Raw genomic sequence first — 14782 nt, forward strand, 5'->3', positions numbered from 1 at the left:
ATTTTGGGGATTTATTTTTCGACAAAAGGAAGAAAATTATTCATGTCTTTTTTCACCCCTCTTTACTTAAGGGATGTACATCAAAAAACCCGGCCAACTGAGCCGGGTTTGTTTACTTTTTTACGGTGGATTGCTCTTCCTGGGGATGATAAGCGGTGATGGCGACACCTTTATAATAATACTTGACGATTTCTTTATAATTTTTGCCGTCCTTCGCCATTCCGTTGGCACCATATTGACTCATTCCTACGCCATGGCCAAACCCTTTGGTATCCGCGATTACCTTGTTGCCCTGTTTCGTCAGGGTGAAATCTGATGAACGGAGTCCCAGTTTTTCCCGGATGTCTTTTCCTGTAAAGGTTTTACTGCCAATGGTGATGCTGGCAATTCTGTTACCCTCGGTTCTGTTGGTTACGTTGCCAATTGTTCCGTTTTCTTTAATCCCAACTCCCAATTTTCTTTCCACCTCTGAAAGAGGAATCTCCTGCTTCTGTGAAAACTTGGGGGTGTTTTTGTCCCAGGGGCTTTTCACACTTTTGAGATACGGATATTTTGTGCCCCAATAATCCTCACTGTTCTCAGTATACCCGTTGCTGGTCGAGAAAAAGCTGGCGAAAATGGGCTGCCCCTCGTACGTTAGAATATCTCCCCGGGTTTCCGCTACGGCTTTGGTGATTTTCTGCATCTTCTTCTTATAATCACTGCCCCAGAGCTTTTTTAGCTCATCATCGCTCTTATACACCTGGTAGAGAATGGAGTCAGTGACCGCTGCTCCGCCGGGAAGGTTCACATCCTTGTTATTCGCAAGCATACGAGCGATATAGGTTCTCGCTGTCAGCGCCTGTGCTTTTAAGGCTTCCATTTCAAAATCAGCAGGCATTTCCGAAGCGACAACCCCTTTTACATAGTCTTCGAGCGGCACCTTCTCTACCTTTTCTTCCGCTGTCCGGTATACCGGAACAGCCAGGGCAGAGGAAAGCGCTTCTACGGATTTCTGCTGCATTTTCTTTGGCTTTGTTTCTAGCAATTGCGGTGCTTTGGAAGAATAGGGAAGCACGACGAGAGCTGGAATCAGAACAAGAACCAGTACAAAAATAGAGAGGAAGAAGCTGATCGGCTTCAGTCGTATGAACATTCAGGCTGGCCTCCACTGATTTGATTAGTCTTTACAATTTATGGAGTGAGGCAACCTATTAGAACTTGTTTTTTACTCTATCGTTTTGCTTCATAGAAAAAACCCTGCAACCATGGCAGGGTTTTTTATGCATTTTAATAGACACCTACAGCATCAAATGATTTGTTTACCGCGTTCACTTCTGCTGATCCAGCCCCGTAAAGATCGACCGCTGATTGAACAAGAGCCGCTCTAGCCTGGCTGAACGTCGCATTTGCCGTAAGATATACCGTGTTGGCACGATAGTACAGGGCTCCCAGCTTGCTGTTTCCAATGCCGGGAACGGTTACGCCATAGTGGGTTCCCCCAACAGCGAGCAAGTAGGCTTGCTTATTGATAATTCCGCTGTTTGTGTGTACGCCTCCGTTATCGCTTGTGCCTGTGTATCGCTTGGAATAATGATCTGGATCACCATACTTTGTTGGATCACTCATCGAGCGGAGTGCATCGTTTGCAACCTTTGGCGTATAAATATCTTCACCAATTTCATAATCGGGATTGCGGTTGTCGTAATATTCGACAAGTGTGCCAAAGATATCAGAGATGGCTTCATTTAATGCACCTGATTCATTTTGGTACACCAAATCCGAGCTGGTGTCTGTAACCGCATGGGTTAATTCATGGGCTACAACGTCGATACCTCCGGAAAGAGGAACAAAAGTCGTTCCATCCCCGTCACCGTAAACCATTTGAGATCCGTTCCAGAACGCGTTATTATAATTGCGGCTGTAGTGAACCGTTGATTTTAAAGCGCCGCCTTTATTGTCATAGGAGTTCCTTGCGAATACATTTTTATAATAGTCGTACGTGACGCCCGCATAATAGTGAGCATCCACAGCAGGGGCATCGTATGTGGCGTTATAAGCATTATCCGCATCGACCCATAAAGAGCCTGGCAGAGACTGGCGGTTCTTTCCGTCATATGTAAAGATGCCGCTTCCTCTCGTGTTATCCTGCAAGTAATACGCAGAACCGGACATTAAAGTTCTCAATGTTTTGGAATCACCCAATACACCTTTTCCTGTTCCGGTAACATTGGTTCCTGTCAGTGTTCCACCGGGCTTGCCGGCAGCCTGCTGTCCGTGGGCTTCATCAATATCGTTATATTTATTTATAATTTTCCCTGTCGCTGCTTCCACAAAGTAATTGTAGTTCCCCGGTTCAGGAGAAAGGAAGTTTAAATTAACTAAATAGGCATAGACCGCTTCATTGCCGGATGTAAAAACAACGAGGTCGGCAGTCGGTGCTTTTTCATAATCAGGCTTGTACCCTAAATCGCTTACAGCCTTGGCAATGGCTTTTTTGGCCGTAATCTTTTTCGTATTCTTGAGGCCGCTCTTTTGTTCAAGATTTGGGACCACCGAACCAGAAACCGCTTTTAAGATACCATCCTTGTCCACTACTGCCGCCTGTGTAGAACCCCAGACCGGAACCCCTTTATACACTTGCTGAAGACGCAGTACCGTTGATCCCAGCTTGTCCTTCTGTTGGGACGCAACAGTAAAAGAATCCTCAGCCTTTTGTGACCCCAGTTTATAGGCACTCTTCTGCTGATTCAAATATCCCAGTACAACCGCTTCCGCTTTGTGCCCTGAAGCTTTTGTCAAACTGCCTGAAACAAATTCCGGCGTCCCTTTTTCCTGGCTGACCTTGTAGCTTGAAAATACATTTTTCGGTGCAGCCAGTGAACTGGCCGGAGAAAGCAGAGAAGCTGCCATACCAATTGATAACCCTACTGCCAGAGCCTTTTTCTTCATAATCGTATCCCCTTTTTCTATGCAGAATGGCAAGACATTCTACTTGGTAGATTGCCTTGCCATCTAATAGTACACTATTTATTTTTAAATTCACACTATTCAAAAAATTTTGATTATATTTTACTAAACTAAAAGGTCCTCGAATGCCTCCTGGGTCTATATCCCTGTATTTTCATAAAGAGTATCTGCGGTATTCGCACTATTGACATGACTCAGACGTATAAAAAGCTTCCCGCAAAAATTGCGGGAAGCTCTCAATATGAATTATGCAAGATTAGATTTTAATGATACCGATTTTTCTTCTTTTTCAACTTTCGTTGACTCTTCATTGACACGCTCAATATCAGCGCCCAGATCACGGAGCTTTTCTGTAAATCTCACGTATCCGCGGTCAATGTGTTTCAGCTCGGTCACTCGCGTATAGCCGTCTGCGACCAATCCAGCAAGAACAAGAGCTGCTCCTGCACGAAGGTCTGTAGCAGCAACTTCAGCTCCCTGTAAGGAAACAGGGCCATTGATTACAGCTGAGCGACCTTCAATTTTAATATCACCGTTCATGCGGCGGAATTCTTCCACGTGCATAAAGCGGTTTTCAAAAACGGTTTCTGTAATGACACTTGTACCGCTCGCCCGAAGAAGCAATGCCATCATTTGTGATTGCATATCTGTCGGGAATCCTGGATGCGGCATCGTTTTAATGTCCACAGGCTTCAGTTCTTTTGGCCCAATGACACGAAGACCTTTATCTTCGTCCTTAATTTCGATTCCCATCTCTTCCATCTTGGCGATCAATGGGCGAAGGTGTTCAGAAATCGCACCTTCCACCAATACGTTTCCTCCGGTAATCGCAGCGGCTACCATATAAGTACCTGCTTCGATACGGTCCGGAACAACCGTATGCTCGGCACCATTCAATTCTTCCACGCCTTCAATGCGAATGGTTCCTGTCCCAGCTCCAACTACTTTTCCTCCCATGGAGTTGATGTAGTTCGCAAGACACACAATTTCAGGCTCTTTCGCAACGTTTTCGATAATGGTGGTTCCCTCAGCAAGAGCAGCAGCCATAATAATGTTTTCGGTTGCTCCAACACTTGGGAAGTCGAGATAAATTTTCGCGCCTTTCAAACGGCCATCAATGCTTGCTTCGATAAATCCGTTACCAATCTTAACTGTTGCACCCATGGCTTCAAAGCCTTTTAAATGCTGGTCAATCGGACGTGATCCGATGGCGCAGCCTCCCGGCAAAGCAATTCTGGCAATCCCGACACGCGCAAGAAGCGGTCCCATTACCAGGAAAGAAGCGCGCATTTTGCGGACATACTCAAAAGGAGCTTCTGTTTTAAGAGTACCGGAAGCGTCTACTTTTATTTGGCCGTTCTCAAACTTAACTTCAATATTTAAATAACGTAAAACCTCGTTAATCGTATATACATCAGCAAGGGTCGGCACATCTTTAATCGTGCTTGTGCCTTTACTGGCTAAAATGGATGCTGCGATGACAGGCAGTACGGCATTCTTTGCTCCTTCAACTTTCACAGAGCCTTCTAACCGCCTACCACCACGGACAATGATTTTTTCCAACGATATTCCCCTCCGCGTCCAATTTCTATATTAATATTCAGACGTAATTATTGGTGTTCCAATTGTGACGGCTGTTTGGCCGCCCATTCCTTGATTTCTGATTGCAATCTGCAGATTCATTGCTTTATGAGCTGTGTTAATTTTCTCATCCCAATGCTCAGTATATGCCGAGATTGATACAAACGTCTCTTCCTTGAGTTGTTCAACAGGAACAGCGGAGAACGTTGTCATGAGCCCAAGCGCTTGTTTATACAAACCAAAATCCATTGTACCATTATGTATCCCAGAGATACAAGAGAAAGTTGAACTTTTTCCCTCAAAATAGGTTGCGACCCTATCCTGGTACATTCGGGCAAATTGCTGAACTTGTACTTTATTCCAGCCCTTTCCTTTTGCCGCATAAACAAGATACGTTGCAAGCTTTCCTTTTTGGGGGTAGGCTACCAGCGTAAGGCGTTCTTTTATGTGTCCTGACGCTGAAATTCGCACCCCGGTAATTTTGAAGTGCTCATTCGTATTCAGTCTGCTCCATTTAAATCCTTCAGCTGCATTCCTTAATAATGCCGCTTTTTGACGATACCCATTTACATCTTTCACAAAACCTATACTCCCTTTTGTATAAAGGGACCAATTTTTAACATTTATATTGCTTTGATCCATAGCATGCTTCATTTCTGAAAGCTTGCTAAAGTTTTTCATTTCCTGAGCATGAATGACTTGGTAAGAGTGAAACAAAAATAAAATAACAAAAAACAAAACAATGTTTTTTTTCATAACTTCCACCCGTCCTCTCCTCTATTTCTCATTCTTGCCAGAGGAAGGCACGTTATTCATGGAAGTTGAAGTCATATTCCGACATTATCCCGCAGCTTATTTTGTTAAACATTGCACAATCTTTTGCTTTAAATAGGGTTCATATGGTTGTTTCATTGTTCATTAAAATAAATATTTTAGCTGTGTGGAATAGTTCAAATATGCGAGAAAGAAGTTGCTTACGAGGCTGGCAAGGGCAATGGTTACGAGTATGAAAAGCACTCTGGCCTGAATCACTTTGCCTTTTCTGATAAAAGTGTCGAAATTTAATGCCTGCATGGCCCACCATGTAATTCCAATGAAAAGCAGGTGAACAAGGATATCAAGCAGCGCCTGCTGCCCGGATTGTTCAAACATTTTGTTTCCTCCTTGCCATTTAGGAGTTATTAGCTAACCACCATGATAGCACATGCACCAATAGAACGTAGCATAAACTGAATTTTACCACAAAGGAACAGACAAAAGTCCTATTTTTTTAGCTGTTCCCAATATTGACAAATCTGAAGGTTGTGTAAGCGCTTTATAAAAAATAAAGGACCTGCCTTCTTGGCAGATCCTTTATTTTTGTTCCATTGTCTGGAAAAAATCCGTCAGCTGAAATTGTTCATAAAAGAAATGCAATGCCGTACCTGGGAGAATTCCTAAAATAACAGTGGCTGCCGCACACACTGCCGTCACAAGAAGCAGCCCTTTTTTATGCTGCAATCTTCCTTCCTGATGTTCCGGCCGGAAAAACATTTGTGCAATGATATTGAAGTAATAAAAATAGGAAATTACGGTGGTTCCGACGAGTATACCGGCTAAGACATAATGGCCTTGGGAGGCACCAAGCGCATTCATGAAGATGCCGAATTTCCCAATGAAGCCGGCAGTCGCCGGAATCCCTGCCAACGAAAGTATAAAAATGGTCATGGCGACCGCAAGCCACGGCGAACGCCGATACAGCCCTGCAAACCCCGAGATATCGTGGGTTTTACTATGCGCCGTCACTTCCTGGATGACCGCAAAAGCGCCAATGTTCATAAACAGGTAAGCCAGCAAATAAAACCAGGTGGTTTCAAAAAGCATCGCTGAGACCGAGACAAACGGAACCAGAATATAACCCGCCTGCGCGATGGAAGAATAGGCAAACAACCGCTTTACATTCCGCTGGCGGAGCGCAACAAGATTTCCTGCAATCATGGTAGCTCCCGCAAGGAAGGCAAGGTAGGGCTGAACCTGAAACAGCAGCGGGTCTCCCTTAATTCCGGGCGCCGAATTGAAGACCAGCAAGAAAAACCGCAGGATCAGCGCGAAACCGGCTGTCTTGGAGACCACACTCAAAAAAGCGGTAACCGGAAGCGGTGATCCCTGGTAAACATCCGGTGCCCACATGTGAAAAGGCGCAGATGCAATTTTGAATGTCAGGCCGGCAAACGTGATGATAAAGGCAAACGCGATTAAGAACTGATTTTGCAGAATACTCATATCCCGCAGGGCATTTCCGATGGAATAAAGGTTCGTTTCACCAGTCAGTCCAAAGATATAGCTCATCCCAAACAAGGTAATCGCGGTGGAAATCCCACCAGTTACTACATATTTAAAAGATGCTTCGTTGGATTCTTTGTCCCGCTTCCTCATCCCCGCCATAACATACGAAGATAAGGAAAGGAGTTCAAGGCCAATAAACAGCGTAATCATATCGGCACTTGAAGCCATGATAAGACCGCCTAGCAGAGCGGTCAGCAGAAGATAATAAAATTCGCCCCGGTATTCCTCTTCCCGATCCATTTTATAATCATAAGCCAAAACCAATATCAGCCCTGTTCCCAACAGAAGAATCAGTTTAAACGCTTTTGAAAAGGAATCGAGCCGGTACATGTCATGAAACAAGGAAGCCGGTTCATGGCTGAACTGCAGAAACAAAAAGGCCAAAGCCAGGACAATTCCTGCAGCGGACAGGATACCGAGGATCCTGCGGCTTTTTTCCCGTGGCATGAACAAATCCAGCAAAGACAAAAGCAACGCTGTTCCCAGCACAGTAAATTCCGGCGCCATGATACCCCAATTCATTGAAGTTAAGGTTTGCAAATCCATCGGTCTACCCCCTTAAGCCTAACAAGATTGTATCTAAAACAGTGGTTAGTGATTTGCTCAGAATTTCAGGATAGACCCCGATCAACAGCACGAGGGCCAATAACACAAAAGCGGGAACTTTCTCCAGGACGGTCAGGTCTTTGAAGGCGGAATGCGCTTCTTTTTTCGGTCCAAAGGTAACGGCAAGGACAGCACGCAGAATGTAGACCGCAGTCAGAATGATGCCAACAGCGCCTACTGCAGCGATAATGGGCATCGTTTGAAAAAGACCAACAAAGGCAAGGAATTCACTGATAAATCCTGACATTCCCGGCAAACCAAGCGATGCGAGTCCTCCGGCAAGCAGTACACCCGCAGTGACGGGCATCGCTGCTGCAAGGCCGCCGAAATCCTGTATATCCGAAGAGCCGCTTCTCTCATACAGCACGCCAATCAAAAAGAACAATAACGCTGAGATGAGGCCGTGAGAGACGAGCTGGAAGATGGCTCCCTTCACCCCCGCTTCGTTCATGGCTGCCAGCCCGATCAGCACAATGCCCATATGCGAAACGGACGAATAGGCGAGTACTTTTTTCAGATCGGTTTGAACGATAGCCAGAAATGCCCCATACAGCAGATTGATCACACCCAATATGGCAATTAAAACACCAAGACTTTTAAATTCTTCCGGAAAGAAGCCCATGCCGAACGTGAAAAGCCCATAAGCTCCAATCTTCAAGAGAATTCCGGAGTGAAGCATGACAATAGGAGGCGGTGCCTGAACGTGAACCCTGAGCATCCACGTATGAAGTGGAAAGATGGGAAGCTTGATCCCAAAGGCAATTAGCAGCGAAACAAGCACAGACAGGCGGAACGTGCTTCCTGCAGATGCTCCAGCCGGGCTTGCCAAAGTTTTTGCCAATTCTCCGTAATTCATAGTACCTGTTTTCATAAACAGCGCGACAAAGACAATCAACAGAATGGCTGAACCGATTCCGTTATAGATTAAAAAACTGAAAGCTGCTTTTTCTCTGTCGGCATATCCCCAGCGCCCAATAAGAAAAAACATGGGAATCAACGTGATTTCGAAGAAGATAAAAAATAAAAATAAATTTTGGGAAGCGAATACGCCCAGCATACCCAGTTCCAGGATCAAAAAGAAGATGAAATAGCTTTTTGAAGCATTCCTCATGTTCCACGAGGCGAGCGCTGCAAGAACGGCTACAACTGCCGTTAATATCAGCAGAACGAGAGAAAGGCCAGTAATGCCCAATTCGTAGTTGATTTTCAACTCCATGCTTCCATTGATGCCTTCCAATGTGTAGGAAATCCAGTTTGCCTGCTCGGTCATCTGAAGACCTGAAGCAGAGGAGTGAAAGCCGGCCGCGGCGATCAGAACGAGGATCAGCGGCAACACCGTACCGAACAATCCGGCAAGCTTGATGGCCCTTTCGTTTTTCCATGATAGAAAGCTTAATGCAATGATGCCGACGAGTGGTGAGAATATGAGCAGGGACAGCATATGATTCATGAGAAATACCCCCCTGAAACGGCAAAGATTAACAGCAGGAGAACCAAACCGGCAAGCGCGATGGCTCCAAACCTCTGCACCTGGCCATTGTGGAATTCCGATCCTTTTTTACCGATCCAGTGAACAAGCCCTGCTGTGCCGTTGACAGCCGCTTCCACCAAATACCGGTCGACATAGCTCCAAAAATAGCTGAAAACTGTGGTCCCTCTGACTACCGTAGCCTGGTAGATTTCATCTGCGTAATACTTGTTGTAAATGAGGGAGCTTAACGACGGGAAGGAACGGGACAGCCAGTCTCTGGCCAGTGTTTTCTTCCCATACATCACATAAGCAAGAGCAATTCCTGCCAAAGACAGAACAACAGCGAGAACAGGAATCCACACAGGGCCATGCACTGCTTCCGTCGAAAGCGATACCGGTCCCTGGGAAAGGTAATCATTTAAAAACGAGCCAAACCATGGGGTATTTAAGTACCCGGCCACAATCGCAAGCAGCCCCAGTACAAGCATGGGTACCTTCATGGACAGATCGGACTCTTTGACTTCCTGTATGCCTTTGTCAGAATCCCCGGAGAATACCATAAAAAACAGCCGGAACATATAGAACGCGGTAAAAAAGGCGGCGATCAGCGCCAGGGTGAACAAAACATACCTTCCGTTCTCATAGGTCGCCATCAAAATTTCATCCTTACTGAAAAAACCCGAGAACAGAGGAAAACCCGAAATCGACAGGGCGCCAATCAAGAAAAGAGGAGCCGTGACTTTCAACTTATTCCACAACCCGCCCATTTTTTCAATGTTTTGCGTATGTACTGCATGGATGACACTTCCTGCCGCAAGGAACAGGAGCGCTTTAAAAAAGGCATGTGTCATTAAATGAAAGATTCCCGCTGTATAGCCCCCCGAGCCAAGGGCCAGCATCATATAACCGAGCTGGCTCACCGTGGAATAAGCAAGCACCCGTTTAATATCTTTTTGCATCAGGCCGATGGAAGCCGCAAAGATGGCGGTTATCCCACCTACCACTGCCACTGTGGCCATCGCTGCTGCGGATGCTTCAAACAACGGGTACATCGAAGCCACCAGATAGACGCCTGCTGCTACCATTGTTGCTGCGTGAATGAGCGCAGATACCGGAGTCGGGCCTTCCATGGCATCCGGTAGCCAGGTATGGAGAGGAAGCTGGCCCGATTTTCCGACGGCTCCAACAAAAATCAGAATGGCTGTCAGCGTAATCATGTCCGGTGATATACTTTTATTTCCTATCGCTTTGAAAATCTCATCGTATTCGAAGCTTCCCGTTTGCCAGAATAAGAGAATAATGCCAATAAACAGGCCGACATCCCCGATTCTGGTCATAATAAAGGCTTTCCTTGCAGCTGCCTTTGCTTCCGTCTTAAAGTAGTAGTAACCGATCAGCAAGAAGGAACCGAGTCCCACCAGCTCCCAGAAAATGTATACCTGGAGCAAGTTTGGTGACAATACAAGGCCGAGCATGGCAAAGGTGAACAAACCAAGATAGGCAAAAAACACATGAAAGCGGTCGTCTCCGTGCATATAGCTTTTGGAATACAAATGCACGAGAAAGCTTACAAGCGAGACGACAACAAGCATTAATGCATTCAGCGGGTTAATCTCAAAACCCATCGTTACAGGATGGGTTCCAATATTCAGCCACAGTCCTTCTGCTTTATAGGACTCTCCCCCCCATTGGCCGGCCATGACAATGGCAGACATGGCCAGAGAAAGAAAAGTTAATAGAATACCTGCATAAGCAGAGGCTTCTTTTAACTTTTTCCCAAAAAGTAAAAGAAGGATGAAGGATAGCAGCGGTAACAGTGGTATAAGCCAGGCATTCTGCATCATCATTTCCAACCCCTTTTTAGCGCTTCATAATATCCATTTCATCCACATTAACCGTCTTGCGGTTACGATATAGGGCCATTAAAATGGCAAGGCCAACTGCGGCTTCAGCAGCAGCAACCGTTATGGTAAACAGTGAAAAGATCTGTCCCGTAAGACCCGGATTCACTCCGTATTTCGCAAAAGCCACCAGATTAATATTCACTGCATTCAGCATCAATTCAATGGAGATTAATACAATGACCGCATTCCGCTTGGTGAGAGCGCCGAACAGTCCGATACAAAACAAAATAAGCGCAAGCACCAGGTAGACCGATAGAGGAATCGTATTCACTTGCCCGCCTCCTTCTCATCATCCCTTTTTGCAATTACAATGGCACCGATTAAGGCTACGAGGAGCAGGACCGATGTTAATTCAAAAGGAATCACATATTTTGAGTAAAGCTCAACGCCAATTTTTTTCGTGTTATCAATATGAAGATCGGTCGCCGGGTTTCCCAAGCTGAGATGGTTAATGCTAAAAAACATGATCAGGAAAAACACAATGATTCCTGCTCCCGACAATAAAACGGTCATTTTAGTCAATTTCCATTCCGTCATTCCCTCATGCCGGGTCAGCATGATACCAAACAGCATAATGATTGTAATGGCCCCCGAGTAAATCAGCACCTGTACGGCTGCCACAAACTCCGCGGAGAGCGTAATATAAATTCCCGCGATGGCCAGAAAAGTGAATACGAGTGCAACAACCATATGAATAACGTTGGACATATTGATCATCATGACTCCGCCTGCAATCGCAGTTAACGCAAGGATAAAAAAAGCAATCATTTCACCTGTCATGCTTTATTCTCCTTCCTTACGTTATTGTCGTTTTCATCCAGCCAGACCAGGTCTTTAAACAGTTCATCCCGGCTGTACTCCGCCAATTCAAAATTGTTCGTCATGACAATCGCCTCGGTCGGACAAACCTCTGTACACAAGTCACACAAAATGCAAATTTCGAAGTTAATATCATACGTATCAATGATTTTCCCCTTTTTGCCCGGATCGGGATGGGGCTTTCCAGTGAGCTGAATGCAGTCTGTCGGACAGATGTTTGCACATTGGTTGCAGACAATGCATTTTTCCGGATAGAATTTCTGAATGCCCCTGAACCGGTCAGGCATTTGAAGAGGAACATCCGGATACTGTGTTGTCACGTTCTGCTTTGTTAAGTTGCTGAGTGTATATTTCAAGCCTTTCGCAAGACCCTTCATTATGCACCACTCCTATTCTGCAGATTGCCTATCTTAAAAAGAGTTCCTTTACAACGGCACTTACAAAAATATTGAGAAGAGCAACCGGCAATAGAACCTTCCAGGCGAATTCCATGAGCTGGTCTGCTCTTAATCGCGGCATGGTGCCGCGGACCCAGATCATAAAGAAAACAATCAGGCTAAATTTCAGGGCAAACCAAACGATTCCCGGGATACAGCCCAAGAACGGAACAGGATTCCATCCGCCTAAGAATAGAACGGTTGTCAGGGCTGCCATCGCAAACAGATACACATATTCAGTCAGCATGAAAAACGCCCAGCGGAAGCCTGAGTATTCCACATGATACCCGGCAACCAGTTCCGATTCAGCTTCCGGCAAATCAAAAGGCGTCCGGTTCAATTCGGCTATGGAGGAAATGAGAAACACAATAAATCCAAGCGGCGACAAAAACATGTACGCCACCGTTTTTTGCCCCTCAACAATCTCTGTCAGGTTCAAGCTGCCGCTGAACATAATCACACCGACTACCGAGATGACGAGAGGAATTTCATAGGATATCATCTGTGCGGCTGACCTCATCCCGCCAAGCAGGGAATATTTATTGTTGGAGGCCCAGCCCGCCATCAAAATCCCCACAGTGGTAATACCGGATATGGCTATGTAATATAAAAGACCAATACTTAGATCGGAAAATTTCAGATGATTGGAAAAAGGAATCGCCGCCAGCACCATAAAGGCCGGAGCAAAAGCAAGAACAGGGGCCAATATGAACAGCGGTTTGTCCGCTGCCTTTGGAATGGTATCTTCCTTGATCAGCAGCTTTAATACGTCAGCTACTGTCTGCAGCAGCCCGAATCGCCCTCCGACCCGGTTTGGCCCGGGACGAAGCTGCATAAAGCCAAGCACTTTCCGCTCTGCAAGGATTGCATACGTTACGAAACCAAGAACGATCATCAGGAGGCATGCTCCCAATCCAAAAAAGATCGCTGCATGAATCCATCCTGCTGGCGAGGTTAACAAATCATTCACCATCAGCCGTCCACCTCCCCTAACACGATATCGATACCGCCGAGAATGGTAATCAGGTTGGAGATATTTTCACCGACAAGAAGCTTGGGCAGGATCTGAAGGTTGTAGAAGGAAGGCCTCCTGAACTTCAGGCGGTACGGCTCCTTTTTGCCTTCCGATGCAATATAGCAGCCAATCTCCCCCCTGGGAGACTCAATCCTTACAAAGGCTTCTCCTTTTGGCGGTTTAATGATTTTCGGCACTTTGGCGATAACCTCTCCAGTTTCGGGAAACTGTTCGACAGCTTGTTCAATGATCTTCAGAGATTCTTCGATTTCCGCCATTCTGCATTGATAGCGCGCCCATGCATCGCCGCTGTCAAACGCGGGAACGTCAAATGTAAACCGATCATAGAGGGAGTAGGGTTCGTCTTTCCTGAGATCCCATGCAATACCTGTACATCTGAGGTTTGCACCGCTCAGTGAATAATCCAACGCTTCTTCTTTTGAATAAAATCCAATGCCCTTCACACGGTTCAAAAAGATCTCATTTCCCGTCACCAGATCATGATATCCTGCAAGCTGCTCCCGCATGTAAGGCACAAAATCCCTGACTTTTTCGATCCATCCTTCAGGAGCATCCCATTTTACACCGCCGATCCGCATGTAATTGAACGTCAGGCGGGCTCCGGAAATCTCATTTAAAAAGCCGATAATGGCTTCTCTTTCCCGGAATGCATATAGAAATGGGCTCATGGCGCCAATATCAAGCAGGTAGGTTCCAAACCACACCAGATGGCTCGCAACCCTTCCAAGCTCCATCACCAAAACACGAAGATAATCGGCACGCTCAGGGATTTCGATATTCATCATGGTTTCCACCGCGTGACAAATTACATAGTTGTTGGTCATGGCTGCGAGATAATCCATTCGGTCGGTATATGGGATAATTTGTGTGTATTGAAGGTTCTCAGCCAGCTTTTCAGTTCCTCGGTGAAGGTAACCGATGACAGGATTGGCTTCGACAATTGTTTCTCCATCAATTTTCAGAACGATCCGGAAAACCCCATGCGTACTGGGGTGCTGCGGACCGACGTTCAACAGCATTTCTTCGGTGCGGATCACTGGCTACACCTCCACGTCATAGGGTTCGTAGTCTTTGCGGAGCGGATGTCCGATCCAATCATCCGGCATCATAATTCTTGTTAAATTGGGATGCCCATTGAAGGTAATTCCGATCAGGTCAAATGCTTCTCGTTCGGGCCAGTCGGCACCCGCCCATAACGGAGCAAGGGAATCGATGACCGCTTCTTCTCTGTTTATTTTTACTTTAAGTGCGACGGGACAACGGTGTGAGTAGGAATAAAAATGGGTGTACACTTCCAGGTGAGTCTCAAAATCTGTGGCATGAAGTTCTGATAAATAATCAAAACGAAGTTCTTCGTGGTGTTTTAGCAACTGGGCGATTTTAAAATATGTATCCGGTTGGGCAACCAGAGTCGGAACATCCTTGGACAACAGGTTGATGTAGCTGTCTTCCAGTGCGTCGTCTCCCAATTCTTTTTGAATGATGGCTTTATATTTATCCAAGAGCGGCTGAAGGGGAGAAGGCTTTTGTTCCTCGGCAGGTTCATCAGCCGTTTTTGCGGCTGATGCCGCCTTTGCCCGTGCCGCAGCGGCTGCTTTGGCTTTGGCGGCAGCTATCGCTTTAGCTTTTTCATCGGATGCATCAGAGGAGTCTG

General features: G+C 46.0%; 14 protein-coding genes. All 14 read right to left on the minus strand.

Annotation, left to right across the window (positions count from 1 at the left end; genetic code table 11):
- Positions 1 to 112 precede the first annotated feature (112 nt).
- Positions 113 to 1135, minus strand: coding sequence for a stage II sporulation protein D (spoIID, locus tag BLT53_RS17260; protein WP_090236558.1), 1023 nt, complete (start codon positions 1133 to 1135; stop codon positions 113 to 115).
- A 134-nt stretch (positions 1136 to 1269) separates the two neighbouring features.
- Positions 1270 to 2931, minus strand: a complete 1662-nt coding sequence (locus BLT53_RS17265) for a M4 family metallopeptidase (RefSeq protein ID WP_090236560.1) — start codon at positions 2929 to 2931, stop codon at positions 1270 to 1272.
- A 264-nt stretch (positions 2932 to 3195) separates the two neighbouring features.
- Positions 3196 to 4512, minus strand: a complete 1317-nt coding sequence (gene murA, locus BLT53_RS17270) for a UDP-N-acetylglucosamine 1-carboxyvinyltransferase (protein ID WP_090236561.1) — start codon at positions 4510 to 4512, stop codon at positions 3196 to 3198.
- A gap of 30 nt (positions 4513 to 4542) precedes the next feature.
- Entirely contained in the window at positions 4543 to 5286 is a 744-nt protein-coding gene (locus BLT53_RS17275; protein ID WP_139168422.1) for a YwmB family TATA-box binding protein, read from the minus strand.
- A 162-nt stretch (positions 5287 to 5448) separates the two neighbouring features.
- Positions 5449 to 5682 carry a DUF1146 family protein gene (locus tag BLT53_RS17280; RefSeq protein ID WP_061973604.1) on the minus strand — a complete coding sequence of 78 codons (234 nt, stop codon included), beginning with the start codon at positions 5680 to 5682 and terminating at the stop codon, positions 5449 to 5451.
- Between the two features lie 201 nt (positions 5683 to 5883).
- Positions 5884 to 7401, minus strand: a complete 1518-nt coding sequence (gene nuoN / locus BLT53_RS17285; RefSeq protein ID WP_090236565.1) for an NADH-quinone oxidoreductase subunit NuoN — start codon at positions 7399 to 7401, stop codon at positions 5884 to 5886.
- A 4-nt stretch (positions 7402 to 7405) separates the two neighbouring features.
- The gene (locus BLT53_RS17290; protein WP_090236567.1) at positions 7406 to 8911 is read right to left on the minus strand and encodes a complex I subunit 4 family protein; all 1506 of its coding nucleotides are present in this window, start codon (positions 8909 to 8911) and stop codon (positions 7406 to 7408) included.
- Positions 8908 to 10776, minus strand: coding sequence for an NADH-quinone oxidoreductase subunit L (gene nuoL / locus BLT53_RS17295; protein WP_090236568.1), 1869 nt, complete (start codon positions 10774 to 10776; stop codon positions 8908 to 8910). Before nuoL ends, BLT53_RS17290 begins: the two co-directional genes overlap by 4 nt.
- Positions 10777 to 10792: 16 nt before the next feature.
- Positions 10793 to 11107 carry an NADH-quinone oxidoreductase subunit NuoK gene (nuoK, locus tag BLT53_RS17300; protein ID WP_090236570.1) on the minus strand — a complete coding sequence of 105 codons (315 nt, stop codon included), beginning with the start codon at positions 11105 to 11107 and terminating at the stop codon, positions 10793 to 10795.
- Positions 11104 to 11616, minus strand: a complete 513-nt coding sequence (locus BLT53_RS17305; RefSeq protein WP_090236571.1) for an NADH-quinone oxidoreductase subunit J — start codon at positions 11614 to 11616, stop codon at positions 11104 to 11106. Before BLT53_RS17305 ends, nuoK begins: the two co-directional genes overlap by 4 nt.
- Positions 11613 to 12032: an NADH-quinone oxidoreductase subunit NuoI gene (gene nuoI, locus BLT53_RS17310; RefSeq protein WP_090236573.1), complete on the minus strand. Its 420-nt coding sequence runs from the start codon at positions 12030 to 12032 to the stop codon at positions 11613 to 11615. Before nuoI ends, BLT53_RS17305 begins: the two co-directional genes overlap by 4 nt.
- 28 nt (positions 12033 to 12060) lie before the next feature.
- A complete protein-coding gene (gene nuoH, locus BLT53_RS17315) occupies positions 12061 to 13065 on the minus strand; it encodes an NADH-quinone oxidoreductase subunit NuoH (RefSeq protein WP_090236575.1) in 1005 nt (334 codons plus the stop codon).
- A complete protein-coding gene (locus BLT53_RS17320) occupies positions 13065 to 14165 on the minus strand; it encodes an NADH-quinone oxidoreductase subunit D (protein ID WP_090236576.1) in 1101 nt (366 codons plus the stop codon). The genes nuoH and BLT53_RS17320 overlap by 1 nt, the downstream gene beginning before the upstream one ends.
- A gap of 3 nt (positions 14166 to 14168) precedes the next feature.
- Positions 14169 to 14782, minus strand: a 614-nt coding sequence (locus BLT53_RS17325; RefSeq protein ID WP_170834384.1) for an NADH-quinone oxidoreductase subunit C, incomplete at its 5' end; no start/stop codon positions are given.

Origin of the sequence: Fictibacillus solisalsi (genome assembly GCF_900103485.1) — a bacterium.
GTDB lineage: Bacteria > Bacillota > Bacilli > Bacillales > Fictibacillaceae > Fictibacillus_C > Fictibacillus_C solisalsi.

Coding starts and splice junctions, on each gene's coding strand:
- spoIID (WP_090236558.1), bottom strand. CDS start 1,135: ATGTTCATACGACTGAAGCCGATCAGCTTCTTCCTCTCTATTTTTGTA.
- BLT53_RS17265 (WP_090236560.1), bottom strand. CDS start 2,931: ATGAAGAAAAAGGCTCTGGCAGTAGGGTTATCAATTGGTATGGCAGCT.
- BLT53_RS17275 (WP_139168422.1), bottom strand. CDS start 5,286: ATGAAAAAAAACATTGTTTTGTTTTTTGTTATTTTATTTTTGTTTCAC.
- BLT53_RS17280 (WP_061973604.1), bottom strand. CDS start 5,682: ATGTTTGAACAATCCGGGCAGCAGGCGCTGCTTGATATCCTTGTTCAC.
- nuoN (WP_090236565.1), bottom strand. CDS start 7,401: ATGGATTTGCAAACCTTAACTTCAATGAATTGGGGTATCATGGCGCCG.
- BLT53_RS17290 (WP_090236567.1), bottom strand. CDS start 8,911: ATGAATCATATGCTGTCCCTGCTCATATTCTCACCACTCGTCGGCATC.
- nuoL (WP_090236568.1), bottom strand. CDS start 10,776: ATGATGCAGAATGCCTGGCTTATACCACTGTTACCGCTGCTATCCTTC.
- BLT53_RS17305 (WP_090236571.1), bottom strand. CDS start 11,616: ATGACAGGTGAAATGATTGCTTTTTTTATCCTTGCGTTAACTGCGATT.
- nuoI (WP_090236573.1), bottom strand. CDS start 12,032: ATGAAGGGTCTTGCGAAAGGCTTGAAATATACACTCAGCAACTTAACA.
- nuoH (WP_090236575.1), bottom strand. CDS start 13,065: ATGGTGAATGATTTGTTAACCTCGCCAGCAGGATGGATTCATGCAGCG.